This window comes from Mycobacteroides chelonae, from assembly GCF_016767715.1.
Lineage (GTDB): Bacteria > Actinomycetota > Actinomycetes > Mycobacteriales > Mycobacteriaceae > Mycobacterium > Mycobacterium gwanakae.
Genome location: NZ_CP050145.1, coordinates 623,280 through 648,139 on the forward strand (window position 1 = coordinate 623,280; position 24,860 = coordinate 648,139).

Sequence of the window (24,860 nt, forward strand, 5' to 3'; positions counted from 1 at the left end):
ACGTGCGGAACCGGATCGTGGCGGCCGTCTGTGACGTGCTGTACATCTCCGAATCGGAGCTTTTCGACGGCGATGCCACTGATCTTCGGGAGCTGGGTCTGGACTCGGTCCGTTTCGTGCTGTTGATGAAACAGCTGGGTGTAGCCCGAGGGTCGGATCTGCAGAAGCGTTTGGTCTCGGATCTCTCCGTTGCCGGATGGGCGCAGGTGTTGGAGCAGGCGCAGCCAGAGGGCGTCACATGACGCTGGCGGTGGAACCTCGAGTTGACCGGGTGTCGTTGAGCAGGTCCCAGCAGAACATGTACAACGGCGCGTCGCAGGCTGATGACCCCCGGCTGTATCTGATCGGGAAGAGCTACCGGCTTCATCCCATCGAGGGTCCGGTGTTCATGTCCGCGCTGGAAGCGGCAGTAGTCGCCAACGCGGTCCAGTTGTGTGTCCTCGAACACGTGCCAGGCGAATCCCGTTACCCAGAACTGGTGCGGCGATTGCAGTTCGGCGACATCGTGCAGACGGCTACGGACACGGGTGCTCCGACAACACGGGGCGCTGACGAGCTTGTCCGCATGTGGTCAACAGACCTCGAAGCCAAGCCACTCGTGCGTTACACCGTCCATACCGAAACGGACGGGCGGGTGGTGGGGCTCGACATCCACGCGCACCACCTCCTGCTCGATGGCGGCGCCATCGCGGTGATAGAGACCGATCTCGGCCAGCGGCTGGCGGGCTTGGCGGAGACCGAAACCCCTTGTCCAAGAGCATCTCTAGCGAAAATTTCTGAGGCGCACAGCCGCGAGGCCACCAAGACAGACGAATCGTTGCGACGGTTTGGTCAGGCAGTGCAGCGCGAACTCGCCGACGCATCCCACACCGGCGGATACGGACACGGTGCAGGCGGTGGGCCGGTAGGGGCGGCCAGAGGTGTTCTGCGAGAGTCGTTCACGCTATCGGGTAAGGCCTTCGAGAAGATCGAAACGCTGTCCGAAGCCAAGCAGGTGCCGTTGAACATTCTGGTGGCGGCGGCCGCGATCGCAGTGGATGCAAGTCTGCGGCAGAGCACAGCCACCCTGCTGATCCATGCGGTAGACAACAGGTTCGCGGAACCCGACCTGAACGTAGCAACCTGCCTGGTCAATTCGATCGCGCATCCGGTCCGTTTCCCTGCCTTTGCCTCTGTGCAGGATGTCGTACACGCGCTGGACCGTGACTATGTCAGAGCCTCGCGGCGCCGGTGGCTCCGCGAGGAACAGTATCGCCGAATGTACCTGGCAATAAACAAGACCTCGCACGTCGAGGCGCTGACCTTCAACTTCATCCGCGAGACGTGCGCACCTGCCCTTCGCCCGTTCCTGTCGGCGGCGCCTTACGCAACCGATATCGGTCCGGTGGAAGGCATGACCGTGTCGTGCGTCGTCGACGAGGAACAACGAACACTCACCTTGTCGATCTGGAACCGCGCGGACGTGGGCGACGCGAACACGCCGCCGTTGTGGATGGCCGAACGGATCGCGGCGGCGCTGGGCTCGATGGAAGCCATGTGGCACTTACCGATCGCCATGACGGTGAACGAGTGGTTCGGGATCGGTGTCGACGGCACACGACGCCGTGGTGATGAATGTGTGCGGGCCGAGGCAGCCGCGACGCCCGCCTGGTTCCTTGATGCCGGCGGTGGTGTGGACCGGTTCCTGCGGGGGCGGCAATTCGTCGAGCCGTGGATCGCCTGGCTGGTCGCGGGCGGGGTCGCGCCGGGGGACATCGTGGTGTGCGTTGACGACGACACCGACAAAACCGTCGACCTTCTGATCGCTTGTCATCTCGCAGGCTGCGGATACAGCGTGTGTGAGAGCGCGAAAGATATGCCGCTGCGCGCCGATTCCATCACCGAACATGATGGTGGCGCCGTAACACACGTTGTCGATACCGCAGCACCGATCCCGATGAACCTGGATGATGCGACGCGGCGTCTCGTCGAAGAGCGCACCGAGGCGGTGGTGCGGGACTCCGGCCTGGCGACCAGGACGGCGTACATCATGGCTACCTCCGGGTCGACTGGTCGGCCCAAACTCGTGCCGGTAACGCATGGCGCGCTCGCACTGTTCGCCCGCGCGGCCGCGAACGCCTACGGCTGGGAGGCGCGGGACAGCATCCTCCAATGCGCACCGTTGACATCGGATATCAGTGTGGAGGAGATATTCTGCGGCGCGGTCTGTGGTTTGCGGATAGTCCGTTCTGCGGCAATGAAATCCGGAGATCTGGTTGCGCTCGTTCGAGACATCCAGGTGCTGGAACCGTCCCTGATCGACCTGCCGACCGCCGTGTGGCACCTGCTGTGCGATGACGCCCAGTCGCTGGCGTCGATCGGTTGTTCTGCTCTTCGGCAGATGGTCGTCGGCGGTGAGGTGATCCGTCCGAGCGCAGTCGACACGTGGCTGGACTCGGCCGGTCCGCAGGGTGTCTCACTCATCTCGAGCTATGGTCCGACCGAAACCACTGTCGTCGTCACGTATCTACCGATCGACGGTGCGCGGCACGGCGATAGTTCCGAGCGGCTTCGGGTGGGTCTGCCGGTGGTGCCCAACACGGTCTTTGTCGCATTCGGTGAGATCGTGGTTGTCGGAGAAACCGTTTCGGCAGGTTACCTCGGGACATCGGGCGACAGCTTCGGTGTGGTCCGCACCGCCGATGGCGCATCCCGGAGGGCATTCGCCACCGCCGACCGCGTCGTGTTCGACGAGGATGGATTCCCCGCCTTCTCCGGGCGCCGCGACGCCATCGTGAAGATTTCCGGGAGAAGGATTGACACCGCCGCGATCGTTCGATGTGTCGGCGAGGAACCCGGTATCGCCGATGCCGGAGTGGGGGTACACCGGGGCGCGCTGGTGGTGTGGTTCCAGGCTCGTAAAGACCTGGACGACAACGAATTGGCGACGCGGATCAGGCGACTTCTGGTGGACTCGGGTGTCTCTTCGTTCTTTGTGGTGAGTGTGTCGCGCATCCCACGTAAGCCCAACGGCAAGATCGACGACGAACGCTTGCGGACCATGCCGCAGTTTGTGGACGCAGCGCCGGACGAGGAAGCGACCATCGCGACAGCCGCTGGTCTCGCACGAATCTGGAGCCGGCACCTCGGGCGGGATATCCGGGCGGAGTCGTCGCTCCTCGCCGAGGGAATCGGCTCGCTCGACCTGATCAGAATTTTGCCGGACACACGCCGGTATCTCGGCCGTCAGCTGTCCGTACTGGATGTGATCAGCGCCGACAGCGCCGCCTACCTCGCGGCGGCGGGTGCGGCGGCCGACCAGCTCGGTGCCGCCGACACCGCGTGCGAGATCGGCGCAGACTTTGAACGGCTGACGGCAACGCCCCGCGTGACGGTGTTGAATGGCAACAACTCCCGGGCCAACGCAGACGGGCCGATCGTGGTGTTGGGAGCATCCGGGATCCTCGGAACCGGGTTTGCCCGCGCCACACTCGACCTGAAAAGCGATGGCGCGCTGCGTCCGGACGTCGTCTTGGTGACGAGATCGGAGCTCCCCGATTCCGGACCGTGGCCGGCCCTCCGGGCGGTCGATGGAGTCAGGGTTCAGCATGTTGGTACGGGGTTCGGCCCGCAGGCACTGGACACATTGATGCGCGAGAACGGGGCGCGCACACTGGTCAACTGCATTGGAAACACCAACATGTTGGCCCCCTACCGCGATATCCGGGACGCCAACGTGCAGTGGGTGTCTGCCGCCGTGGACATCTGTGCGGCACGCGATGCCCGGTTGATTCACATGTCGACCTTCGTCGTCAACGCGGAGGTTGATGGCGCACGTGTCACCGATCCACGTGAGGCGCTCTATCCCTACGCGGCGTCCAAGGCGCTGGCCGAACTGGTGGTCGCGGCGTCACCGCGCGGGCTTGACTTCACGCTCGCACGGCTGCCAAGAGTTCTCGGGGAGGCCGGCCAATTGGTCGACAGTGCCGATGTGCTGGTGTCGATTGTCGATGCGTGTATTGCCCTGCGGGCCTGTCCTTCTGTCTCGCTGACCGAAGAGGTCACCACGGGCTACGCCGCGGCGACGTCCATCCTTGGCATGGCGAGTGAACCGTCGGCACTCGGCCGGGGCATCACCGTGGTGCGCGGTATGGAGGTCCGCTATGCCGAGTTCCTCGCGGGGTTCGGCCTCGATGAGCTCGAGCTGAGTGAATGGAAGCAACTGCTGGACGGTAGTGATTGGGCCAAGCGAAATCCACGGCGATGGTCGGTGATTGACGCCTGGGCCGGGTTGGGACTGCGGCTCGGCTCGCAGACCTATGCGGACCATCTCGCCCGATACCCGACGATTTCCCTCGACGCGGCGGTATCAGAACTTGGCGCGGTACCGGAGTCGATCCGAGATCTACTCGTGCAGGGATGTTCTCAATGACCGATGTGGGATCAGAGAAGGAGAATTCGCTATGTACCTGAACGTCGTTCCCGAGGGGCTGACAGCCGCCAGCGCCGCGATAGAGGCCCTGACCGCACGGCTCGCCGCGGTGCATGCCGCCGCGGCCCCGGTGATCGGCGCGGTGGCACCACCGGCCGCCGACCCGGTATCCATCCAGAGCGCGGCCGTCTTCAGCGCCCATGGCATCGAGCGCAACGCTGCCGCGGCCGGTGCCGTCTACGAGCTGGGAAGGGCCGGAGTCGGGGTGACCGAGGCCGGCGCGGGTTACACCGTCGGCGATATGCATGCTGCCGCAACGTATATGCCGGGAATCGCCTAGTTCTGGGCGCAATCCACCACACAACGAGAGGTAGTTTCATGAGTTTGCTTGATGCGCACATTCCGGCCCTGGTGGCTGCGGAGGGCACCTTTGGTGCTAAGACTGCTTTGATGCGTTCGACGATCTCGCAGGCGGAGTCGGCGGCGTTGTCGGCGCAGGCGTTCCATGTCGGTGAGTCTTCGGTGGCTTTCCAGGCTGCGCACGCCCGGTTCGTGGAGGTCGCCGCGAAGGTCAACGCGCTGCTCGATATCGCGCAGATCAACCTTGGTGATGCCGCCGCGACCTATGTGGCCGAGGATGCCGCCGCCGCCAGCCGTTACGTCGGTGTCTAAAACGGGACTTTTGAGGAGATAGAAATGTCGCAGATTACTTTCAACTACCCCGCGATGCTGGCCCACGCCGGTGAGATGAACACCTATTCCGGTGCGCTGACCGCCCTGGGAGCAGACCTGGCCGCCCAGCAGGCTTCCCTGCAGGCGGCCTGGCACGGTGATACCTCGATGAGCCAGGCCGCTTGGCAGGCTCAGTGGAACACCGCGATGGAAGAGCTCATCCGCGCTTACCGCGCCATGGGTTCCACCCACGAAACCAACACCCTGTCCATGAACGCCCGCGACATGGCAGAAGGAGCCAAATGGGGCGCATAAACGCCCTAGAAGGTTTCGTTCCACCAAATCCGTTGTGAACAAATATCTCAGGAGGAAAAACACGATGTCCGAGCAGATCTTCGCCATCAGCGGGATGCACTGCAACTCATGCGTCATGGGAGTGACCGAGGCGCTGACCGCACTCGACCCGGTGCGTGAGGTATCCGTCGACCTGGATCCCAAGGGAGTCTCGACCGTGCGTGTCCTGACTGACAGTGTGCTGTCCGTGGAAGAAGTGCACGACACGCTCGTCAGGGCCGGTGGCGATTTCGCTGTCGCCGCCGGATAGCGGCCACTCGCCGAAAGGTCTTTTACCTCAGCCGAACTCGATTACCGTGTGAGGTGCGCGCAGCCGGTGCAGGCCGGGCAGTGCATAGAGGAGAGGGCCGGCCCAGCGCAGCACCTTGCCACGCCCCGCCGGCATCCGCAGCTCACGCACGCTGCGGATGCCGGGAATGGCGCGCAGCTCACCGTACTGGTTGGCGGTGAACGAGAACGGCATCGGCGGCACGGTGTATTGCTCACTGAGTCTCATGCCGCGTTGTGAGTGTGCGCTCAGGAACTTCGGCACCGAATCGAAGATCAACCTGCCGCCGGGAAAACGCCTGGCGCACTCGGTGATCAGGTCGAACACCGGCTCGCGCTCCAGATACTGGAAGAGGCCCTCGGCGGTGATCAGCACCCCATTGGAGTCATCCACCCGATCCATCCACGAGTAGTCGAGCGCGGATTGGGCGCTGTAGCGCAACCGGTCCGATCGCGGGAGAAGCTGCTGGCGCAGCCGCACGATGGGCTCAAGGTCTACCGACAACCAGGTGAGTTCGCCGTTGTCGACACGCCAGAAGCTCGTCTGTAATCCTTCGGCCAACGCCACTACATTCGCACGGGGGTGTTCCGCCAGGTACTCCTGCGTTGCCTTGTCGAATATCAAGGCACGCAAGGCAGTAGCTTGATGGATGCGGCCAAAGTGCTGAAAGTCGTAATCCAGGCCGGCGTGCAGCGCAATCGCCATCGGATCGTCGATGATGCCGTCCGGCCGGGCCGCTTCCGTCGCTCGTTGGTGCAAGGTGAGCAGCGCGGTCTCGGACACACCGTCGAGGTGTCGAGCGTCGATGACTGGCATGGGGCCGACTGTACGGGACGGTGACACTGCGTGGGAATTCCTGGCGCGCAACGATAAATGTGATTTCAGACGCGGATTCTGGTTGTGCGGGAACTTTTCGGTACTCAGTACGACTACTCCAACTGTGGCGTGAAACTGTTGCGCCCATTAGGCAGGGAGGCGGCGTGTGACGGCACCGATATGGATGGCGGAGCCTCCGGAGGTGCATTCGGCGCTGTTGAGTGCGGGTCCCGGTCCGGGGGCGGTGCTTGCCGCTGCCTTGCAGTGGCAAGAGATCGCGGACAACTACGCGCGCACGGCGGTTGAACTGACCCAGATCTTGGCTGGGGTACAGGCAAGTAGTTGGCAAGGGCCCAGCGCATCGGAGTACGTGGCTGCCCACGTGCCGTACTTGGCATGGCTCGAGCAGGCCGCTGTCGAGAGCGGTGTCATTGCCGCGCAACACGAAACAACGGCGGCAGCCTACGGTAGCGCGCTCATGGCCATGCCGACCTTGGTGGAGCTTGCGGCCAACCATGTCACACACGCAGTGCTGGTGGGCACGAACTTCTTTGGAATCAACACCATTCCGATCGCGCTCAACGAGGCCGACTATGTCCGGATGTGGGTGCAGGCGGCAGCCACCATGAGCACGTATCAGGCGACCACGGAGGCCATGACCTCGGCGATCCCGCCGACGCAACAGGCACCCCCGATTCTCGCGCCTGGCGGCGAAGCGCGCAGTGACCAGTCGGATATCCCGGGCTCACCGGACCAGATCTCGAAGATGCTGCAGGGATTCCAGCAGTGGTTCGAAAAGATGGGCTTCAACCCGGCGACCTCGGCGGTGCTGGCGGTGATCATGCTGTTCCTCTACGACCTGCTCTGGTACCCGTACTACGCCTCGTACCTGCTGCCGTTCCTCATTCCAGCCCTCAGCGGGCTCAGCGGATTGGCGGCGTTGATACACCTGCGTCCCGCTCCGGCGGCGGTTCCGGCTCCGGCACCGGCCCCATCAGCTGAGCGGCCGGTGTTCCGCGCTGTGCACCTTCCGGAGCCGGGTGTGGCGGCCGCAGCGCTGCCGGCCATGTCCGTCACGCCGTCGGGAGGCTCGTCGGCGATCACTCCCACATCGAGCGGGGCTGCGCCGGCCCCGTCTCCCGCGCCCGCGCCGTTGAGTGGAATCACTTATGCCATACCCGGTTTAGTGCCACCTGGAGTGAGCTTTGGTCCCAAGGGTGCCGCGAAGTCGTCGGAGAATGCCGTCGACACCGTCGATGCCGCTGCGGCGGCAAGCGCGACGGCGCTAGCCCAGGCTCGACGCAGGCAGCGCGCCAAGAGCAAGGCCCGCATCGGAGGCCAACGTTACGAATACCTGGAGGAGACAGCCGGAATGGGCGCGACGGTCGGGCACTCCGCCGAGACCGTCGAGCGCGCGGCCACGAGCAGAGGCGCCGGCCCGCTGGGATTCGCAGGTACCGTGCGCGCCGCCACGGATACGCACAGCGCCCGGACCGTCAGACTCGCTTCCGATGACACCCGGCAGGTGGCTCCCATGCTCCCCAGTACCTGGGAAATAGAAGACACGGAACGTTCGTAGCCGTCTTACCTGTGTTTATAAGTAAAACTTTGGAGCTGTTCACGGATTAGTCACTACTCGCGCCCGTCGTTGCGCAGAACAATCGAAGACAGTCACCGGAAGTGCGGCGGTGGCGTTCCGAGATTTTCGACGCAGAGAAGGGCAGAACAGTGAGCGAGTACGGATGGACAGTGGTCGGTGCGGGCCCCGCGGGAATTGCGGCAGTGGGGAAGCTCCTTGATCGCGGAGTGCCGTCCGGCTCCATCGCTTGGATCGACCCGGAGTTCGCCGCAGGTGACTTTGGTACGAAATGGCGTGCCGTGCCCAGTAATACGTCGGTCAAGCTGTTCATCAACTACCTGACGGATGCGCAGTCCTTCCGGTTCGCGCATGCGCCGCATTTCGCGCTGAACGACCTTGCACCCACGGACACGTGTCTGCTCGGTGATGTGGCGGACCCGCTGGTATGGATCACCGGCCAGCTCCGCGAGCAGGTGAGCGCCCTGCGCACCACCGCGACGGGGCTGTCGCTGCACGGCGGCCGGTGGACCGTAGAGACCGAAATGGGCGAGATCACCTCGAAGAACGTGATTCTCGCCGTCGGCTCGGTTCCCAAAAACCTGGACTATCCGTGGCTGAACGAAATTCCGCTCGAGGCGGCACTCAACCCTGAGAAGCTGGCCGCGCTGCCGCTGGAGGGCGCCACTGTCGCAGTCTTCGGCGCTTCGCACTCGAGCATGATCGCGCTGCCCAACCTCCTGGCGGGGCCGGCGGCCAAAGTGATCAACTTCTATCGCGGGCCGTTGCGCTACGCGGTCGACATGGGGGACTGGACACTGTTCGACGACACCGGCCTGAAGGGGGAGGCGGCACGGTGGGCTCGGGAGAACATCGACCGGGTGCTGCCTGCCCGACTGCAGCGATGCCTCGTCGACAGCCCCGAGTTCCCCGAGCTGCTCCAGAGTTGCGACTACGCGGTGTACACCGTGGGATTCAGCCCGCGGCCGGTGCCCGCGGCGCCGCAGTGGGGAAAGCTGGAGTACAACCCAGCCAACGGGATCATCGCCCCTGGTCTCTTCGGTGTGGGAATCGCGTTCCCCGAGTATCGGATTGACCCGATGGGCTTCGGTGAGCACCGTGTCGGTCTGCAGAAATTCATGGACCGGCTCAACAAGGTGTTGCCGCTGTGGCTGAAGTACGGCTCGTGACCGTCGGCGAATCCGTTGGCGTCGAACCTGATTACCGATTCACGCTCGCCAACGAGCGGACATATCTCGCGTGGGTGCGCACCTCGCTGGCGCTTATCGCCAGCGGTGTCGCCCTCATGCAGTTCGTCCCGGAGTTCTGGATTCCGGGCGCCCGGCATGTGGTGAGCATTCTTTTGGTGACCACGGGCGGTCTGTTGGCGATGGCGGCTGCGCGACGCCGTCGCCGGGTGCAGGACGCCATGCGCCGCGACGCCGACCTGCCGCCGAGTCACATGCCGACCTTCCTCAGCGTCCTGCTGCTGGGGATGGTCGTGCTGTTGGTGGCGCTGCTGGTCAAGGGCTAGCGATGTGCCAGGCCGCGTGGGTGGGCTCCGTACGCACCGTGAACGAAGACCGCTAAGCTGTACGACGTTCCATTGCCTCCTTAGCTCAGTGGTAGAGCACCGCTCTTGTAAAGCGAAGGTCGTCAGTTCAATCCTGACAGGGGGCTCAACGCGTCACTGCCATGTCGGTGCCGTCACGTAATTTCAGCCCATGAGACTGTGCCTTGGTTGCGGCGCACCACTTTCCAGGCGAAGCCAGAAGGTCTATTGCGGCAATGCTTGTCAGGCAGCAGCCCGACGCGACGCCAGTACCAGACTGTGGCTCGAATCCGGTGAGGCCCGGGTGCGCAGCGAGCAGGGTCACTTCATTCGGCTCTTTCTCGCCGAGGCCCAATCGGGCCGTTGCGCGATCTGCAGCGGAGCGAGCATCTGGCAGGACTCCCCCCTTGTACTGGTGTTGGACCATATCGACGGAAACCCCGCCAACAATTGTCGAGAGAATCTGCGACTCGTCTGCCCGAATTGCGACTCGCAACTGCCGACCTACAAGAGCCGCAATCGCGGTAGGGGCCGCAGTTTTCGCCGGCAGCGCTATGCCGACGGAAAGTCGTACTAGCCCGCCCGCTATATCTCGCCTTCGATAACCCGTTCGGACCGTATCGGCCGCGGTGAACTGGACGGCCGGGACGGACGCCGGCGCGGCAGGAAGCCGCCCAGCGGACCGACCACGGAGCTGAGCGCCGAGACGGTATCGGTCAGTAGCTCGATGGTGGGTGTTAGCGCGTCAATGTTGGGCGCCACCTTGGCAGCGGTCTCCGACAGGTTGGCCAGCTGCTGCAGCGGACCGTCTGTGGCGGTGAATTTGTCCAGGACGCCCTCTTCGCGCATTAGCCGTTCCAGAATCCCGTCCTCCGCAAGCAGCTGGTCGACCAGCCCTCCCGGAGCGAGCGCCCGGTCCAGGGCGCCATCCTGTGAAGTCAATCTGTCGACGGGTCCGTCCTTGGCGAAGAGCCGGTCCAGGACGCCGCCGGGTTCGGTCAGCCGATCAGCAAGCCCGCCGGGCGCCATAACACGCTCCACCGGCCCGCCCGGCCGCAGCGCTCTGCCAAGCGGTTTGTCCTCCTCCATCAGCTCGGCGACCTTCATCGCCGACTGCAGCGGACTCTTACGCCCGGCCATCCCCAGCAGGGATTCGACGGTGCCGACCAGGCCCGCGCCGGGGGCGTCACGACGACCGTCGTGGGGCTCCCCGTCGGGAAGTTCGGCGAGGATTTCGCGCCCGGTATCGATCGCTTTGGCAGCCACCGCCAAGCCGGTATCGGCAACGGCCAGCGAAATCCTGAGCGGCGCGGTGATCAGCGACACCAGCTTCATGGCACAACTCTAGGGCGAGTTTGCGCGGTTGGCTGACAATCTCCTGTGAAGAACTCACAGGAACCTCACAGCGAAGATCCAGCGCACCGTAAATTTTGAGGGGAAGATTGTCGGAGGTGAGCATTACGACTGAGACACACCAAGGAACGTTTCCCGTCAACGGCACCACGCCCGCCAAGGTGTTGGTGGTCGACGATGAGTCGAACATCGTCGAGCTGCTCTCGGTCAGTCTCAAATTCCAGGGGTTTGACGTCTATACCGCCGATAGTGGGGCTGCCGCGCTGGATCTGGCCCGCACGGTTCGCCCCGATGCGGTGATTCTCGACGTGATGATGCCCGGGATGGACGGGTTTGGCGTTCTGCGGCGTCTGCGCGCCGACGGTATCGATGCTCCGACGCTTTTCCTCACCGCGCGTGACGGATTGCAGGACAAGATCGCCGGGCTGACGCTGGGCGCCGATGACTACGTCACCAAACCGTTCAGCCTCGAAGAGGTGGTGGCCCGGCTACGCGTCATCCTGCGCCGCTCCGGGATGGGCTCGGAGCCCGCCCGCAAGTCGCGGCTCAGCTTCGCCGATATCGAGCTCGACGAGGACACCCACGAGGTGTGGAAGACCGGCGAGCCCGTCGCGCTCTCGCCCACCGAGTTCACGCTGCTGCGGTATTTCATGATCAACGCGGGCACCGTGCTCAGTAAGCCCAAGATCCTCGACCATGTGTGGCGTTACGACTTTGGTGGCGATGTGAACGTCGTCGAGTCCTACGTCTCGTATCTGCGGCGCAAGATCGACAACGGTGAGAAGCGGTTGTTGCATACGCTTCGTGGCGTGGGATACGTATTGCGCGAGCCGCGGTGAGTACCCGCCCCGGCGTTCGTCGGGGTGTACCGCTGCGGGTGAGCCTCGTGGTCGGAACCTTGGTTCTGGTCGCGCTGGGGTTGGTGGCATCTGGCATCGCGGTGACTACCACCATGCAGCGCACCATGATGAACCGCGCCGATCGGGAGCTGATCGACGCCGCTAATGGGTGGGCCAATCGGCCCCCTCCGCCGCCGCCGACTTTCGACACCAACCGGCATCGGCCCCCGTCCTTGTTCTTCATCCGCACCACCGATGACCGCGGGCGGGTGGTCATCATGCTCAATGACCGTGCCCGGGCCGATCCGGACCTGCCGTTCGACAATGATGTGGGCGGCCGTCCAGTAACGGTGCGCTCTGCCGACGGCACCACCGAGTGGCGTGCGGTGTCCCGCCACGACGCGATGGGCGGGTACACCACCGTTGCCCGCGACATCACCGATGTGCGCACTACGGCCCGGGACCTGTTGTGGTTGCAGGTGGCCATAGGGACCGCCGTGCTGACTGTGCTTGGTATTGCCGGATATTGGTTGGTGCACCGCAGTCTGCGGCCGCTGGCCGAGGTGGAGGCGACGGCCGCCGATATCGCCGCGGGCCATCTCGATCGACGGGTGCCCGAACGCGACCCGCGCACCGAGGTGGGCCGATTATCGTTGGCGCTCAATGGAATGCTGGCGCAGATTCAGCGTGCGGTGGCCGACTCGCAGAAGTCCGCGAAGACGGCCCGCACCTCTGAGGAGCGCATGCGCCGGTTCATCACCGATGCCAGCCATGAATTGCGCACACCCCTGACCACCATCCGCGGCTACGCCGAGCTCTACCGCCAGGGCGCGGCCACCGATATCGAGCTGGTGCTTGGCCGTATCGAAGGCGAGTCGACCCGCATGGGTCAGCTCGTGGAGGACCTGCTGCTCTTGGCGCGATTGGACGCACATCGGCCCATGGAACAGCGCCTCGTCGACCTGCTGGTGCTGGCCACCGACGCCGTGCACGACGCGAAAGCCACTGCGCCCGAACGTGATGTGGAACTGGAAGTCTTCGATGGGCCAGGGACCCCGGAGGTCATCGGAGACGAACTGAGGTTGCGTCAGGTGCTGGGCAATTTGGTGAGTAACGCGCTCGGGCACACCACCGCGGCCGTCCGGGTTCGGGTGGGCACCGAGGGAGATGACGCCGTCCTGGAGGTCATCGACGCGGGACCGGGCATGACGAAGACTGATGCCGAACGCGTCTTCGAGCGGTTCTATCGCGCGGACACGTCACGTACCCGCAGCAGCGGCGGCACGGGGCTGGGGCTGTCGATCGTCGATGCCCTCACCGCCGCACATGACGGCACGGTCACCGTGCACACCGCGCCGGGTGCGGGCTGCCGATTCGAGGTGCGGCTGCCGCGTGCCGACATGACCGACGACGACGCCGGACCGGATGATCTGGACACCACCGAGACGGCGCCAAAGATCGTGCGGACTAGTCGATCTCAGCCAGCGCAGCCTTGATCTTCGCCTGCGCCTCGTCGAGGGATTCCGCCGAGGCATGGGGGTCGGCGTTCTCGAAGCTGAAATCGGTCAGCGTGAAACCCGGGAAGACGTGCACATGCAGATGGGGCACCTCCATCCCGGCGATGATGTAGCCGGCGCGTGGGGCGTCGAAGGCCTTACGGATGGCGCGGCCGACGCGTTGCGCGACGAGGTTGACCTTCGCGAAGACGGCCGCGTCGATGTCCTGCCACTGGTCGATCTCGGCGCGCGGCACCACCAGGGTGTGACCCTGGGTGATCGGCGCGATGGTGAGGAACGCGACGACATCCTCGTCCTCGTACACGAACCGACCGGGTAGCTCTCCGTTGATGATCTTCGTGAACACACTCGACATGCCCATAGGTTAGTGGGCCGTTCGCGCGACACAGGTCGCGGACAGTTCGAGGGGCACGGGGTCGTGCGCGTCGCTCGTATCGGCAGCCGCCATGGCGGCGGGGCGCGCGGTCATGCCGATCAGGCATCCGGTGATCACCACCGCCGCCCCGAGCAGCTCCATCGCGGTGGGCCGTTCGCCGAGGGCCAACCACGAAGCGGTGATACCCACCACCGGAACCAGTAGCGAGAACGGTGCGACTCGGCTCGCGGGGTAGCGGCCCATCAGGTACGTCCACAGGCCCAGGCCGACGATGGTGGCCAGCAGCACGATGTAGGCCAGGCCGCCGAGGGCGATGAGCCCACTGCGCTCGCCGATCGATGTCAGTGAGTGCCATCCGGCGACGGGCCCTTCGGTGAACGCCGAGAGCGCGAACAGCGGGATCGGCGGTACCACCGACATCCACAGGGTGAGTCGCACGGGGGTACGCGGATCGTTGTTGCCTGCCATGGCCTTTCGGCTCGCGATGTTGCCGAACGCCCAGCCGAGGGCGCCGAGCAGCGTCAGGATTACCGGCACCACGGCGGCAGAGGCTCCATGCACGGCCCGGTCGGCGGCGATGAGAGCCATGCCGCCGATCGCGAGGGTGATCCCCGCGACCTGCAGGCGCGACATCCGTTCGCCGAGTAGCAGCACGCCGAGGATCACCGTGAACGGCGCCGAGGCCTGCAACACCAAGGACGCGAGCCCTGTCGGCATTCCGTTCGCCATGGCCAGGAATAGGAACGCGAACTGAAGGGTGCCGAAGCCGATCCCGTACAGCAGGAACCATCGCAACGGTACGCGCGGCAGGGGCACGAGCAGGATCACCGGGATCGCCAGCACCGCGAACCGCAGTCCGGCGAAGAAGATCGGCGGGAAATGCTCGAGCCCAGCGTGGATCGCCACGAAGTTCAGGCCCCACAACACTGCAACTGTCAGTCCGAGGAGACGGTGCCGGGTTGTCATGCCGTCGATCCTGCGTATCCAATCGATTTAGCACAATCTAATTAATGTGCACTATTGATGTAGATTTCCTTCATGGATGTGCGCCGCCTGCAGATTCTCCGAGAATTTGCCGATCGCGGCACCGTCGGCGAGGTGGCTGACGCGATGAGGCTCACCCCCTCGGCGGTGTCGCAGCAGTTGAAGGTCTTGGCACGGGAGGCCGGTGTGCCGCTATTGCGGCAAGACGGGCGGGGTATCGCTCTTACCGAGGCAGGCCGCGCGCTGGTATTGCGGGCCGACGAGGTGATTGCCGCCGTCGACCGCGCGGCCGAGGAGATGGTGGCGTATCGGGAGGGGACACAACCGATCGTGCGGATCGCGTCGTTCCCGTCCGGTGGGAGCCTGCTGCTGCCCAGGCTGGTGGCCGCGGTGGCCGGTGAGGTCGATGTGCGTCCGGCAGACGAGGACGTGACGTACAGCGAGGCTCCCGGGTTGTTGACCGAGTACGACATTGTCGTCACTCACCGTGACGAGCGGGCCGCCGTGCTGAGCTCTGCACGGGTGTGGTCGATGACGCTGATGCGTGAGCCCATCGATCTGCTGGTGCACAAGAATCATCCGCTGGCGGGGCGAGGATCGGTGACTCCGTCCGAGTTGGCCGACGAGACCTGGATCAGTGTCCCGGAGGGATTTCCGGTGGACGATGTGCTGGTCTCACTCGGAGTGTCGGCGGGTATTCGACCCCGAGTCCGGTTCCGTTTCAAGGATTTCCAGATCGTCGAGGATATGGTGGCGCACGGCCATGGCATCGCGCTGATGCCGCGATACGTGAGCCGGAGTCCGCGGGTGGCACGGCTGGTCATCCGTGAGGTCCGGGCAGGACGGCTCTACGAGGTGCTGGTCCGTCCCGGTGCCCAGCACCGTCCGGCGATTGCCGCAGCGATCCGCGGCCTGCAGGAGGCGGCGGCGGTACTGCAGTCGGGATAGTCGCTGTGGTGTGTGCTCGGCCGGTTGGGTCTCCCATCCATCGGCGAGATCTTTGTGAAAACCGACGCAACAGACACCCGTCCAGAGGGCCGTTGGCATCGAATTACTCCCAAAGCGCAAGAACGTCGGCTCGATCGGTGTAGTTTGCGCACGTTGTCGGTGAGGAGTGTCAATGGCGACCGATAGGTTTGCTCCCGAGGAAGTGGCGCTGCGCCCACGAAATGTCCATTTTGACTGGGGAGCCTCGCCGCTGCACTGGATTCCTGGCGATCCGTACGCATCGCATGTCGTGACGGCGCTCAATTTGTTCCTGCCGGTGGCTGAGCGCTGGTTCAGCGCGTTGTTATCCGATGCGCTGGAATACGTGCGAGACGAGCGCCTGCGCGAGGAGATTGTCGGCTTTATCGGACAGGAAGCAGTGCATGCGAAGACGCATGATGAAGTCTTGGTCGACTATGTGCGCCGGCATGGGATCGATCCGGTGCCGTTCACGCGTCAGCTGGAGTGGGTCGTGGCCCAATACGGCCATCGTTCCGCGCGGGCGAATAAGACGAACCGGCGTAAGGCGCTGGCCTCCGGAACCCACGCGCTATGTGCCGCAGAGCATTACACCGGTGTGCTGGGTCATTGGGCACTGAACAACTCATGGGGCGAAATGAACGCCGACCCGATGTTGTGCGACCTGTACCGGTGGCATGGAGCCGAAGAAGTGGAACACCGGCACGTCTCGTACAACGTGGCGAAGTATTTCGGCATGGACTATCTCGCCCAAGTCGTGTCGGGGGTCATGGTTAGCGTTGTCTTCTTCGTAATGCTGCTGCGCGGCACCAGGTTTCTTGTCCACGAAGATCCGGCGTTGCCAAATATCGGCTACATCCGGCTTTTGTGGAAGCTGCGCGCTTCCGGGCGGCGGGGTGCGGTGCCCGCTGCCGGATACATAGCTCGCAGCGGACTCCGGCTGCTCAAACGCGACTACAGCCCAGTGGATGAGGGCAGCACTGCGCAGGCGGTCGCCTATCTGGCCACGTCCCCGGCGGCACGCCTTCTCCATGACTAAGGGCCGATTATCGCGGCTCGCAAGAGGTTTACTCAAGCCGTACACGGGCGAGCCGCCCCCTGGGCTCTACCGGGACACCCGCCCTGACGCCTTGATCCGTTTAGCGGGTGCGGCAGTTCCGCACTTTGTGTCGTTGGTGATGCGTCTTGGCGGCGATCGTGAACTGCCCGAGCTTCCGTGCGTCACAAACCGACGAACGGTACGAGTGGTGGATCGTAGGGTGCTTGCCGGTGATTCGGATGTTGTACAGCTGACGCTTGTAGCCGACGATGACGAACCGTTGCCGAGTTGGCATCCGGGGGCGCACATCGATGTCCACCTGCCGTCGGGGCGAATACGCCAGTACTCCTTATGCGGTGATCCACTGCAACCGCTACAGTATCGAATCGCAGTGCGCCGCATCGAGAATGGAGGCGGTGGGTCCGTGGAGGTACATGGGCTGGCCGCAGGTCATCGAATCGACATCAGTGGCCCCCGCAATGCCTTTATGCTGGCGTTGCCCGGAGTGTCGTCGCGTGCAAGGAGTCTGCACTTCATCGCCGGAGGCATCGGCATCACACCGATCTTGCCGATGATCCGGGTGGCCGAGCAGCTGGGTGTGCCCTGGACCTTGTGTTACACCGGTCGGCATCGAGGCAGCTTGCCGTTCGTGGACGAACTGCTTGCGTTCGGAGACAAGGTGCGGGTGCGCACCGACGATCAGGGCGGATTGCCCTGTGCCGGTGAGCTTCTCGGCGGGTTTGACAGAAGAACGGCTGTCTATGTGTGTGGTCCGCCACTGATGGCGCAGTCGGTGATTCGAGCAATCCCGCTGGGCGTCGAGCTACACACCGAGCGATTCTCGCCGCTACCTGTCGCTGACGGTATGGCGTTCGAGGTGGAGTTGGCACGTACCGGAGACGTACTGGCCGTCGCACCGCAGCAGACTGTGTTGGCCGCGTTGCGGGTCGCGCGGCCTAACATCGGGTATTCCTGCCAACAAGGGTTCTGCGGGACGTGCATACAGCGCGTGCTGTCCGGTGAGGTAGAGCATCGTGATGGAACCCTCACCGAGCAACAGCGAGCGGCGGGCCACATGCTGGTCTGCGTTTCCCGGGCGACATCGGCGGGCGCCCGGATTGTGGTGGACCTATAGTCCCGCGACCCGATCTGTATGCGCCCTAACATGCTCCAGCACTAGAGCCGCCGTTTCGCTCGGTCGTTCCGCTGCGATCCAGTGGGAGACACCATCGAGCACCTCGAATCGATAAGGCCCGTCGACGTATTTGGCGGTGTTTTCGGCGGCCCTGCGGCCCAGCGCCGCATCGTCGGTGCTCCATACATACAAGGTCGGGATCTGGACCTGCCCAGGACCGGACGGCTTGGCGTACCGCATAGCGCGGTACCAATTGATGGTCGCGGTGGCGGCGCCCGGCTCGCGTGCCAATTCCAGTGTTTCCTTGACCTTGGCGTCGCTGAGCCTCATATCTCGCGCCAACTTGCGGACGAGCAGGCCGTTCCCTGTCGTCTGTCGTTCCGGTAGCCAGGGGATCTGGAAGAAGAGCATGTACCAAGACTTCAGAATCTGCCCGCGCGGCAAGGCGGCGAGAAACGCCCGCGGATGTGGCACCGAGAGAATGGATGCGGTGATCACGCGGTCGGCATGCTGGCCGGCTAGCTGCCATGCGACCGCAGCACCCCAGTCATGCCCGAGCACATGGAATTTCGGTACTTCGGCCTGATCGGCAAGTGCCAGGATGTCGCCGGCCAGTTTGTCGAGTGTGTAATTCCGTACGCCTTTGGGGCGGGCGCCGGGGGAGTAGCCCCGCTGGTCCGGGGCCAGCACCCGAAACCCGGCGGCGGTAAGGATCGGGATTACACCGCTCCAGCTGTCGGCCCGCTCGGGAAAACCGTGCAGCGCAACGATCACCGGTCCGTCGAGCGGGCCCTCGTCGATGACGTCGAAGGTCAGCCCGTCATTGGTGAACGTCGACAGGCGTGTTGCCGCGCTCATCGGACGGCTAGTTTCTCACCGGCCTTCAGATACCGGCCGGTCTGCAGATCGTGTCCGTACCCCTCGATGAACTCGCCGAGACGGAACACCACCTTGCCGCCGACCGCGGTGGCAATGACGGTCTCGTCATTGCGGTTCACCATGCGAGACAGGTTGTCGAAGAACGGAGCCTGCGCCTCGTTGTAGGCATCGACGCTGCCGTCCAGCTTCTCCGGATCGATGATGACGAAATCGGCACGGTCGCCCTCGCGCAGGTGCCCGGCGTCCAGCCCGAACCAGTCGGCCAGTTCGCCGGTGAGTCGATGCACGGTGTGGCCAAGGGACAAGACGGGTTTCCCGGCCTTCTGCGCGTCGTTCATGCGCTTGAGGAAGCGCAGGTGGAAGTTGTAGAACGCCATATTGCGCAGGTGCGCACCGGCATCGGAGAAGCCCATCTGGAAGTTGGGGTCCTTGGCCATCTCGTCGAGCACCTTGGGACGGTGGTTGCCGACGGTCGTCGTCCAGCGGACGTTCTTCTCGCCGTTCTCGACCAGGACGTCCAGGAAGGCATCCAGTCCCTCGATTCCGCGCTCGTCACCGATCTGACCGAAGGTCTTGCCGATCAGCGAGGCATCGGGGCATTCCACGATGACGGCGTCGTGGAAGTCCTTGTGCCACAGGCCTGGCTTGTGCTTCTTGATGGCGAACTCGCGCCGGAATTTGCGGCGATACTCCTTGTCGGCCATCAGTTTGTTGCGCTCGAGCTGCTCCTTGATGTGCAGGGCGGCGGTGCCCGCACCGAACTCCTCGAACACCGGCAGATCGATGCCGTCGGAGTACAGCGTGAACGGCACGGGCAGGTGCTGGAACTTGACGTTGGACTTGAAGATCTTGTTGCCGATTCGTGCTGCGGCGCTGAAGAACACGTTGGCGCCCTTGATGCTCTTGGAGTCGGCCGCGACCAGCAAGCTGACGGGAACAGCCTTGCGGCGCTTGAAGAAACGTGTTCCCGTGGACAGGAAGAACAGCACCGCGGTGGCCGGGTTGTTGATGTTCGGGGCGCTCTGCAGGATGCGGTCGCGCTTGCGCAGCACGTTGATGAGGCGCCACCGCTCATGCCACCATGCGTAGGTCGACGGCAGCGCGCGCGAGCGGTAGCGGTCCCCATCGAGCTTGTCGATCGGGGCGTCCATTCCCGACATCCCCAGCATGCCGGCATCGAGTGCCTTTTCGAGCATGTCAGCCATGCGGTCGAGTTCCGTGCGGGTAGGGAAGGACCAGTTGTTGGTGGCGCGGCCCAGTCCCATGACGGCGGTGCGCAGATCCGAATGCCCAAGGAAAGAGGTCACATTCGGGCCGAGCGGCAGCGCGTCGATCTTCTTGACGTAGCTTTCCGGATCGGTCCAGTCCTGGAACTCGTTGAGTGCGCCGATCACATGCTTGCGAGGCACCGCCTCCACACGGCTGAACAAGTCGGCGGCGTCGTCGGGCTTGGCATAGACGGTCGACATGGAACAGCAGCCCAACACGATGGTGGTGACGCCGTGGCGCACCGACTCATCGAGGCCGGGGTTGAGCAGCACCTCGGCGTCGTAGTGGGTGTGCATATCGACGAACCCGGGCAGAACCCACTTGCCGCCGGCATCGATCACCTCGGGGCAATCGGTCTCGTCGAGCGGCGTGGTGGAGACGGTGGCAACCCGCCCCTCCTTGATACCGAGGTTGGCCCTACGAGGTTCGGAATTGGTGCCGTCGAACCAGAGGCCATCGCGAATGATCAGGTCGTAGTCGCTCATGGGGGCTGCCCTTCGTTGGGTGTTACGGCGAGTCTAAAAAAGATGGCAACCAATCACAATGTTAGTGATGGGCGCCACATTGGAGTTGCATTCCTCTAGTGTGCACCCGTGAGTCCCACCCAGGCCGAGCGCCGTGAATCCACGATCGCGAGGCTGCTCGAATCCGGTATCGGCACCATCGCTGAGCTGGGATATTCGCGTGCCTCCGTGCAGCGGATCGCGAAGCGGGCCGGGCTCTCCTACGGCGCGCTGTTCCGGCATTTTCCGACTGTCGGTGAGTTCATGGCCGCGGTGGCGCGCGAGACGCTGCGTCGCCAGCTGGCCACCGTGCGCGCACAGTTCGACGAGGCGGGCGACCGCCTCACCGAATTCGAGGACGTAATGGCGGTGATGCGCTCGCTCAAGGAGGAGCCCATCAACGCCGTGCTCTACGAACTCATGGTGGCCGCGCGCACCGACACGCAGCTGCGGGAGACCTTGCAGGTCGCGGTCGCCGAGTACGGCGCTCAGATGGTCACGCTGGCGCGCTCGGTGCCGGGAACCGACCGGTTGTCCGACACGGAGCTGGTGACGTTGGTCTTCATGATCACCGACATGTTCGACGGGGAGGCACTGGTGAAGACGCTGCGTCCCTATCCGGAGCTCGTCGCGGGCAGGGACGAGTTGCTTGCCAAGCTACTGCGGGGATACCGCCCGGATGCATAGCCAGGCATACCCAAGCCGATAGGGTGACGCGTATGGAGTCCTTGCGTGTCTTGGTTCTTGGGTCCGGTGGCCGTGAACACGCTCTGTTGATCGCTCTGAAGCGTGACCCGCACGTGGACTACCTGGCGGTAGCCCCGGGTAATGCGGGGACCTCAGCGGTGGCCGAACAGCATGCCGTCGACATCAGCTCCGGTGCCGAGGTCGCGGCGTTGGCCGCCAAGCTCAACATCGACCTCGTGGTGATCGGGCCCGAGGTGCCGTTGGTACTGGGCGTGGGTGACGCTGTTCGCGCGGCGGGTATCGCGTGCTTCGGCCCGTCGGCGGCCGCCGCTCGCATCGAGGGTTCCAAGGCCTTTGCCAAGGACGTCATGACGGCTGCGGGCGTGCGTACCGCGCGCAGTGAGATCGTCGACAACCCAGCGCATCTGGACGCCGCGCTGGACCGGTTCGCGAGCGAGCCGGCCTGGGTGGTCAAGGATGACGGGCTGGCCGCGGGTAAGGGTGTGGTGGTCACCGATGATCGCGCCGCGGCCCGCGCCCACGCCGCCAGCCTGCTCGACGACGGACATCCGGTGCTGCTGGAGTCCTTCCTGGACGGCCCCGAGGTTTCGCTGCTGTGCATCGTCGACGGCGAGACGGTGGTGCCGCTGCTGCCCGCACAGGACCACAAACGGGTCGGTGACGGCGACACCGGTCCGAACACCGGCGGCATGGGCGCCTACAGCCCGCTGCCCTGGCTGCCCGATGAGACCGTCGCCGAAATTGTTGACACCATCCTCAAACCCGTTGCCGCTGAACTTGTTAAGCGTGGCAGTCGATTCTCTGGCGTGCTGTACGCCGGCCTGGCGATCACTTCGAACGGCCCCTCGGTCGTCGAATTCAATTGCCGCTTCGGCGATCCTGAGACCCAGGCGGTGTTGGCGCTGCTGGAATCACCGCTGGGGCAGCTGCTGAATGCCGCCGCGACCGGAACCCTCCCCGACTTCGGCCCGCTGCGCTGGCAGGACGGCAGTGCCGTGACCGTCGTGCTGGCCGCCGAGAACTATCCGCTGCGTCCGCGCACCGGCGATGTGATCACCGGCTCGGAGGCCGAGGGTGTCCTGCATGCCGGGACGGCCCGTCGGGAAGATGGGGCCGTCGTGTCCTCGGGTGGGCGGGTGCTTTCCGTCGTCGGCACCGGCAAGGACCTGCAGGCCGCACGCGCCGACGCCTACGCAAAGATCGAGGCAGTTCGCCTGCCCGGCAGTCACTTCCGTACTGATATCGGATTGGCTGCTGCCGAAGGGCGTATCAGCCTCTAGGGGGGATGGCAAGGGGGATCGGTGGCACGTCGTAACTGGTATGCGCTGGGCGCGGCGGCGCTGGTGCTCGCCATGATCGTGCTGTTGGCGATCACCTGGCGGTCGAACCGATCGCAGGCGGTGCCGGCCCCGTACATCCACGAGCTGTCGTTGTGTACGGCCGTTCTCGCCGTGGCGGACCGCGCAGAATCCGAGTACGACGACTTCTCGAAATTGACGAGGAATCGCACGTGGTCATGGGAGGACCCGCGGGTCGGGCCCGCTGCCTCGGCGTTCAGCACGGCGTTGCGGCGTGAGGCAGAGTCTTTACGGACGCTGATGCCGGACGATCATGCCGACCATGGACTGACTCTGGAGGCGGACATCCGTGGCATGGCAGAGAACGATGTTGTGCTCGCCGACAAGCTCGCCCGCCGTGACGGGCTCCTTTCGGTCGACGCATTGGTTCTCCGCTACGAATTCGCGCATCAGTCGGCGGCCCGCTCCTGCGACATAACCCGTGACTTCGAAGCCATCAGGCAGGAACAAGTACGCCAGTGCGAAGGACGCCGGTCGGGGTCGGTTGCCAATTGGTGGACGATGAGCTGCGTTCAGGAGCCTATAGAGCCCTCGACGACCTTCGAGATCCCGCCAAACCCGGGGCTTTAGGCGGCCAGGATCGGTGCGATCCAGCCCAGCGCGAGTGGGACCTGCGACAGCCAGTACCCGCCCTCGTGTGCGCCTGGACCGAAATCTCCGGCCGGGGGCGCCGCCAGCTGCTCGGCGAAAACCTTACTGGCCGTGTAGAACCTGTCGTCATAGCCGGACGACACCCACACCGGCAGCCCGTTGAGCTGAGGCCGACCGAAAACCGAGTTCTCTTCCCAGTTCTCCTCGTTGTCAAAGGCGTCAGCGGTGGCCTCGGGGTAGGACAGCCATATCGACGGGGACACCGCGGCGACGGCTGCGGTTCGGGGTCCGCCCAGACGCGCACCGTTGAGCAGCGCGCCATAGCCGCCCGCGGACCAGCCCATGAAGGCCACCCGAGAGACGTCGAGGCCCTCCTGCTCGGCGAGCATCGGCAGGAACTCGTCGATGATCATCGCGCCGGGGTCGTCGCCGTTCTGATGCGGATGCCAGTAGCTGTTGCCCCCGTCGATCGCGGCGACCGCGAAGGGCGGCGCCCCGGCGGCGACCAGATCCCCGAGCATCCGCTCATATCCCCAGTAGATGGTCCGATCGGCGTTCTCGTCGCGGCCGTGCAACATGATCACCGGACGCACGGGCCAGTCGACTCCGGGTGGTCTGGCTACCTTCCATCCGGTGGGAGTGCCTCCGCGGGCCTCGGAGATGAAGGAACCGCTGGTGACATCGGCCGCGGCCCGTGCGGGTGCCGCGAGCGTCGGAAGAAGCGCAGCACCGGCCCCGAGCGCGGCACCCATCTGCAACAGGCGACGTCGGCTCATTTCGGTCACGGGATCGATAATGCCAGCGGATGGCAAACCCGTCGAGGTCCAGCCAACAGCGGGAGAACAGCCCTACGCGGTGAGCAGTGGCGACATCCACGCGAGCTCGGCGCCGATCTGTGAGCTCCAGAACGAGCCATCGTGACCGCCGGGGCTGAAGCCGCCCGCAGGTGGTGTCGGAAGCTGGGCGATGAACTGCTTGGTGGCGCTGTAGAACGGATCGCTGTCACCGCAGTCGATGCGCAGCGGAATGGAGTTCAGTGCGGCCAGCCCCCATACCGAGTTGGCGGCGTAGTCCTCGGGACCGTCGAAGGCGCCGGGCGCGGCGGCACCGGAGGATGTCCACAGCGCCGGGCTGACGGCGGTGATGGCGGCAGTTCGGCCGGCGCCCAGGCGTGAGCCCAGGAGCATGGCGCCGTATCCGCCCATCGACCAGCCCAGAAATGCGACGCGCGAGGTGTCCAGTCCCTGCTCGGCCAGCAGTGGGATGAATTCGCCCAGCACCATCGCCCCGGAGTCCTCACCCGAGGACCGCTTGTGCCAGTAACCGCCGCCGCCATCGACGCTCACCAGGGCAAAGGGCTTGGCCCCCGCCGTGACGGCCTGCGCCAGCATGTTCTCCACGCCGCCCTCCATGACTCCGGCGGCGGTCTGCCCCTTGCCGTGCAGCGCGATGATGGGCCGGATGGGGCCGGTTACCCCGGGTGGCCGGGCGATACGCCATTCGGTGCGGACACCGCCGCGCGCCGCCGAGACAAAGGAGCCCGCGGCAATGGCGCCGTCGGCATGGGCAGGGAAAGCCCCCAGACCGGCCAGTGCGGCACCGGCACCGGTTGCCGCGCCGAGCTTGAACAGGGAGCGTCGAGACAGATCACGCATGGGGACATCATGCCGGTTCCGTCCAGATCCAGATATTCG

At 64.6% G+C, this 24,860-nt stretch carries 26 protein-coding genes and 1 tRNA gene; 19 read left to right on the top strand and 8 right to left on the bottom strand.

Annotated elements, in window-relative coordinates:
• Positions 1–2 precede the first annotated feature (2 nt).
• The 6 genes from HBA99_RS03105 (at position 3) to HBA99_RS03130 (ending at position 5,687) form a co-directional block, all read left to right on the top strand.
• On the top strand, positions 3–242 hold the full coding sequence (locus HBA99_RS03105) for an acyl carrier protein (RefSeq protein WP_030095697.1): 240 nt from the start codon (positions 3–5) through the stop codon (positions 240–242).
• On the top strand, positions 239–4,411 hold the full coding sequence (locus HBA99_RS03110; protein WP_070951591.1) for an AMP-binding protein: 4,173 nt from the start codon (positions 239–241) through the stop codon (positions 4,409–4,411). The genes HBA99_RS03105 and HBA99_RS03110 overlap by 4 nt, the downstream gene beginning before the upstream one ends.
• Before the next feature lie 31 nt (positions 4,412–4,442).
• Entirely contained in the window at positions 4,443–4,751 is a 309-nt protein-coding gene (locus HBA99_RS03115) for a PE family protein (protein ID WP_070951590.1), read from the top strand.
• Positions 4,752–4,789: 38 nt separating this feature from the next.
• On the top strand, positions 4,790–5,083 hold the full coding sequence (locus HBA99_RS03120; protein WP_030098163.1) for a type VII secretion protein EsxS: 294 nt from the start codon (positions 4,790–4,792) through the stop codon (positions 5,081–5,083).
• A gap of 24 nt (positions 5,084–5,107) precedes the next feature.
• Complete coding sequence (locus tag HBA99_RS03125; RefSeq protein ID WP_070951589.1) at positions 5,108–5,398, top strand: WXG100 family type VII secretion target; 291 nt, start codon at positions 5,108–5,110, stop codon at positions 5,396–5,398.
• Between the two features lie 64 nt (positions 5,399–5,462).
• Positions 5,463–5,687 carry a heavy-metal-associated domain-containing protein gene (locus tag HBA99_RS03130; RefSeq protein WP_070951588.1) on the top strand — a complete coding sequence of 75 codons (225 nt, stop codon included), beginning with the start codon at positions 5,463–5,465 and terminating at the stop codon, positions 5,685–5,687.
• A 27-nt stretch (positions 5,688–5,714) separates the two neighbouring features.
• On the opposite strand, the gene HBA99_RS03135 is transcribed toward HBA99_RS03130, so the two are convergent.
• The gene (locus HBA99_RS03135; protein ID WP_070951587.1) at positions 5,715–6,521 is read right to left on the bottom strand and encodes a class I SAM-dependent methyltransferase; all 807 of its coding nucleotides are present in this window, start codon (positions 6,519–6,521) and stop codon (positions 5,715–5,717) included.
• Between the two features lie 166 nt (positions 6,522–6,687).
• Here HBA99_RS03135 and HBA99_RS03140 point away from each other — a divergent pair, with 166 nt between their 5' ends.
• From HBA99_RS03140 to HBA99_RS03160, 5 genes are all read left to right on the top strand, one after another.
• A complete protein-coding gene (locus HBA99_RS03140) occupies positions 6,688–8,100 on the top strand; it encodes a PPE domain-containing protein (protein WP_070951586.1) in 1,413 nt (470 codons plus the stop codon).
• A gap of 149 nt (positions 8,101–8,249) precedes the next feature.
• Entirely contained in the window at positions 8,250–9,287 is a 1,038-nt protein-coding gene (locus HBA99_RS03145; protein WP_070952350.1) for an FAD/NAD(P)-binding protein, read from the top strand.
• On the top strand, positions 9,284–9,631 hold the full coding sequence (locus tag HBA99_RS03150) for a YidH family protein (protein ID WP_070951585.1): 348 nt from the start codon (positions 9,284–9,286) through the stop codon (positions 9,629–9,631). The genes HBA99_RS03145 and HBA99_RS03150 overlap by 4 nt, the downstream gene beginning before the upstream one ends.
• Positions 9,632–9,705: 74 nt before the next feature.
• Positions 9,706–9,777, top strand: a tRNA-Thr gene (locus tag HBA99_RS03155).
• 50 nt (positions 9,778–9,827) lie between these two features.
• A complete protein-coding gene (locus HBA99_RS03160) occupies positions 9,828–10,226 on the top strand; it encodes an HNH endonuclease family protein (protein ID WP_191985261.1) in 399 nt (132 codons plus the stop codon).
• 8 nt (positions 10,227–10,234) lie between these two features.
• Here the strand turns inward: HBA99_RS03160 and HBA99_RS03165 are convergent, their stop codons facing one another.
• Positions 10,235–10,984, bottom strand: a complete 750-nt coding sequence (locus HBA99_RS03165) for a hypothetical protein (protein ID WP_064407764.1) — start codon at positions 10,982–10,984, stop codon at positions 10,235–10,237.
• Between the two features lie 116 nt (positions 10,985–11,100).
• Between HBA99_RS03165 and HBA99_RS03170 the strand changes: the two genes are divergently transcribed.
• Together HBA99_RS03170 and HBA99_RS03175 are read left to right on the top strand one after the other, a co-directional pair.
• On the top strand, positions 11,101–11,841 hold the full coding sequence (locus HBA99_RS03170) for a response regulator transcription factor (RefSeq protein WP_272909190.1): 741 nt from the start codon (positions 11,101–11,103) through the stop codon (positions 11,839–11,841).
• On the top strand, positions 11,838–13,337 hold the full coding sequence (locus tag HBA99_RS03175) for a sensor histidine kinase (protein ID WP_196325703.1): 1,500 nt from the start codon (positions 11,838–11,840) through the stop codon (positions 13,335–13,337). Before HBA99_RS03170 ends, HBA99_RS03175 begins: the two co-directional genes overlap by 4 nt.
• Here HBA99_RS03175 and HBA99_RS03180 read toward each other — a convergent pair.
• A complete protein-coding gene (locus tag HBA99_RS03180; RefSeq protein ID WP_070950902.1) occupies positions 13,309–13,713 on the bottom strand; it encodes an HIT family protein in 405 nt (134 codons plus the stop codon). The genes HBA99_RS03175 and HBA99_RS03180 overlap by 29 nt on opposite strands.
• 9 nt (positions 13,714–13,722) lie before the next feature.
• Positions 13,723–14,700 (bottom strand): EamA family transporter, encoded by a 978-nt coding sequence (locus HBA99_RS03185; RefSeq protein WP_070950222.1) that lies wholly within the window; start codon positions 14,698–14,700, stop codon positions 13,723–13,725.
• 72 nt (positions 14,701–14,772) lie between these two features.
• On the opposite strand from HBA99_RS03185, the gene HBA99_RS03190 reads away from it, so the two are divergent.
• The 3 genes from HBA99_RS03190 to HBA99_RS03200 all read left to right on the top strand — a co-directional run bounded on the left by HBA99_RS03190 (position 14,773) and on the right by HBA99_RS03200 (position 17,858).
• Entirely contained in the window at positions 14,773–15,666 is an 894-nt protein-coding gene (locus HBA99_RS03190) for a LysR family transcriptional regulator (RefSeq protein WP_070951584.1), read from the top strand.
• A gap of 172 nt (positions 15,667–15,838) precedes the next feature.
• Positions 15,839–16,723 (top strand): metal-dependent hydrolase, encoded by an 885-nt coding sequence (locus HBA99_RS03195; RefSeq protein ID WP_070951583.1) that lies wholly within the window; start codon positions 15,839–15,841, stop codon positions 16,721–16,723.
• A gap of 208 nt (positions 16,724–16,931) precedes the next feature.
• Complete coding sequence (locus HBA99_RS03200) at positions 16,932–17,858, top strand: PDR/VanB family oxidoreductase (protein ID WP_234798057.1); 927 nt, start codon at positions 16,932–16,934, stop codon at positions 17,856–17,858.
• On the opposite strand, the gene HBA99_RS03205 is transcribed toward HBA99_RS03200, so the two are convergent.
• Entirely contained in the window at positions 17,853–18,716 is an 864-nt protein-coding gene (locus HBA99_RS03205; protein ID WP_070951581.1) for an alpha/beta fold hydrolase, read from the bottom strand. The two genes, HBA99_RS03200 and HBA99_RS03205, sit on opposite strands and share 6 nt — an antisense overlap.
• Positions 18,713–20,491: an N-acyl-D-amino-acid deacylase family protein gene (locus tag HBA99_RS03210; protein WP_057966760.1), complete on the bottom strand. Its 1,779-nt coding sequence runs from the start codon at positions 20,489–20,491 to the stop codon at positions 18,713–18,715. Before HBA99_RS03210 ends, HBA99_RS03205 begins: the two co-directional genes overlap by 4 nt.
• A 108-nt stretch (positions 20,492–20,599) precedes the next feature.
• Between HBA99_RS03210 and HBA99_RS03215 the strand changes: the two genes are divergently transcribed.
• Genes HBA99_RS03215 through HBA99_RS03225 form a run of 3 tightly spaced genes read left to right on the top strand, consistent with a single transcriptional unit; the run spans position 20,600 to position 23,145 of the window.
• Complete coding sequence (locus HBA99_RS03215) at positions 20,600–21,196, top strand: TetR/AcrR family transcriptional regulator (RefSeq protein WP_057965221.1); 597 nt, start codon at positions 20,600–20,602, stop codon at positions 21,194–21,196.
• Between the two features lie 41 nt (positions 21,197–21,237).
• Complete coding sequence (gene purD / locus HBA99_RS03220) at positions 21,238–22,497, top strand: phosphoribosylamine--glycine ligase (protein WP_070952349.1); 1,260 nt, start codon at positions 21,238–21,240, stop codon at positions 22,495–22,497.
• 21 nt (positions 22,498–22,518) lie between these two features.
• Positions 22,519–23,145: a hypothetical protein gene (locus HBA99_RS03225; RefSeq protein WP_070951580.1), complete on the top strand. Its 627-nt coding sequence runs from the start codon at positions 22,519–22,521 to the stop codon at positions 23,143–23,145.
• Here HBA99_RS03225 and HBA99_RS03230 read toward each other — a convergent pair.
• Positions 23,142–23,951, bottom strand: coding sequence for an alpha/beta hydrolase (locus HBA99_RS03230; protein WP_064407771.1), 810 nt, complete (start codon positions 23,949–23,951; stop codon positions 23,142–23,144). The genes HBA99_RS03225 and HBA99_RS03230 overlap by 4 nt on opposite strands.
• A gap of 63 nt (positions 23,952–24,014) precedes the next feature.
• Positions 24,015–24,821: an alpha/beta hydrolase gene (locus HBA99_RS03235; protein WP_064407772.1), complete on the bottom strand. Its 807-nt coding sequence runs from the start codon at positions 24,819–24,821 to the stop codon at positions 24,015–24,017.
• Positions 24,822–24,860: the final 39 nt, after the last annotated feature.

Excerpts from the sequence above, each read along its gene's own strand:
- HBA99_RS03190 (WP_070951584.1), top strand. The coding sequence starts at position 14,773 with ATGGATGTGCGCCGCCTGCAGATTCTCCGAGAATTTGCCGATCGCGGC.
- HBA99_RS03185 (WP_070950222.1), bottom strand. The coding sequence starts at position 14,700 with ATGACAACCCGGCACCGTCTCCTCGGACTGACAGTTGCAGTGTTGTGG.
- HBA99_RS03210 (WP_057966760.1), bottom strand. The coding sequence starts at position 20,491 with ATGAGCGACTACGACCTGATCATTCGCGATGGCCTCTGGTTCGACGGC.
- HBA99_RS03205 (WP_070951581.1), bottom strand. The coding sequence starts at position 18,716 with ATGAGCGCGGCAACACGCCTGTCGACGTTCACCAATGACGGGCTGACC.
- HBA99_RS03115 (WP_070951590.1), top strand. The coding sequence starts at position 4,443 with ATGTACCTGAACGTCGTTCCCGAGGGGCTGACAGCCGCCAGCGCCGCG.
- HBA99_RS03120 (WP_030098163.1), top strand. The coding sequence starts at position 4,790 with ATGAGTTTGCTTGATGCGCACATTCCGGCCCTGGTGGCTGCGGAGGGC.
- HBA99_RS03125 (WP_070951589.1), top strand. The coding sequence starts at position 5,108 with ATGTCGCAGATTACTTTCAACTACCCCGCGATGCTGGCCCACGCCGGT.
- HBA99_RS03110 (WP_070951591.1), top strand. The coding sequence starts at position 239 with ATGACGCTGGCGGTGGAACCTCGAGTTGACCGGGTGTCGTTGAGCAGG.
- HBA99_RS03135 (WP_070951587.1), bottom strand. The coding sequence starts at position 6,521 with ATGCCAGTCATCGACGCTCGACACCTCGACGGTGTGTCCGAGACCGCG.
- HBA99_RS03195 (WP_070951583.1), top strand. The coding sequence starts at position 15,839 with ATGGCGACCGATAGGTTTGCTCCCGAGGAAGTGGCGCTGCGCCCACGA.
- HBA99_RS03130 (WP_070951588.1), top strand. The coding sequence starts at position 5,463 with ATGTCCGAGCAGATCTTCGCCATCAGCGGGATGCACTGCAACTCATGC.
- HBA99_RS03180 (WP_070950902.1), bottom strand. The coding sequence starts at position 13,713 with ATGTCGAGTGTGTTCACGAAGATCATCAACGGAGAGCTACCCGGTCGG.
- HBA99_RS03165 (WP_064407764.1), bottom strand. The coding sequence starts at position 10,984 with ATGAAGCTGGTGTCGCTGATCACCGCGCCGCTCAGGATTTCGCTGGCC.
- HBA99_RS03235 (WP_064407772.1), bottom strand. The coding sequence starts at position 24,821 with ATGCGTGATCTGTCTCGACGCTCCCTGTTCAAGCTCGGCGCGGCAACC.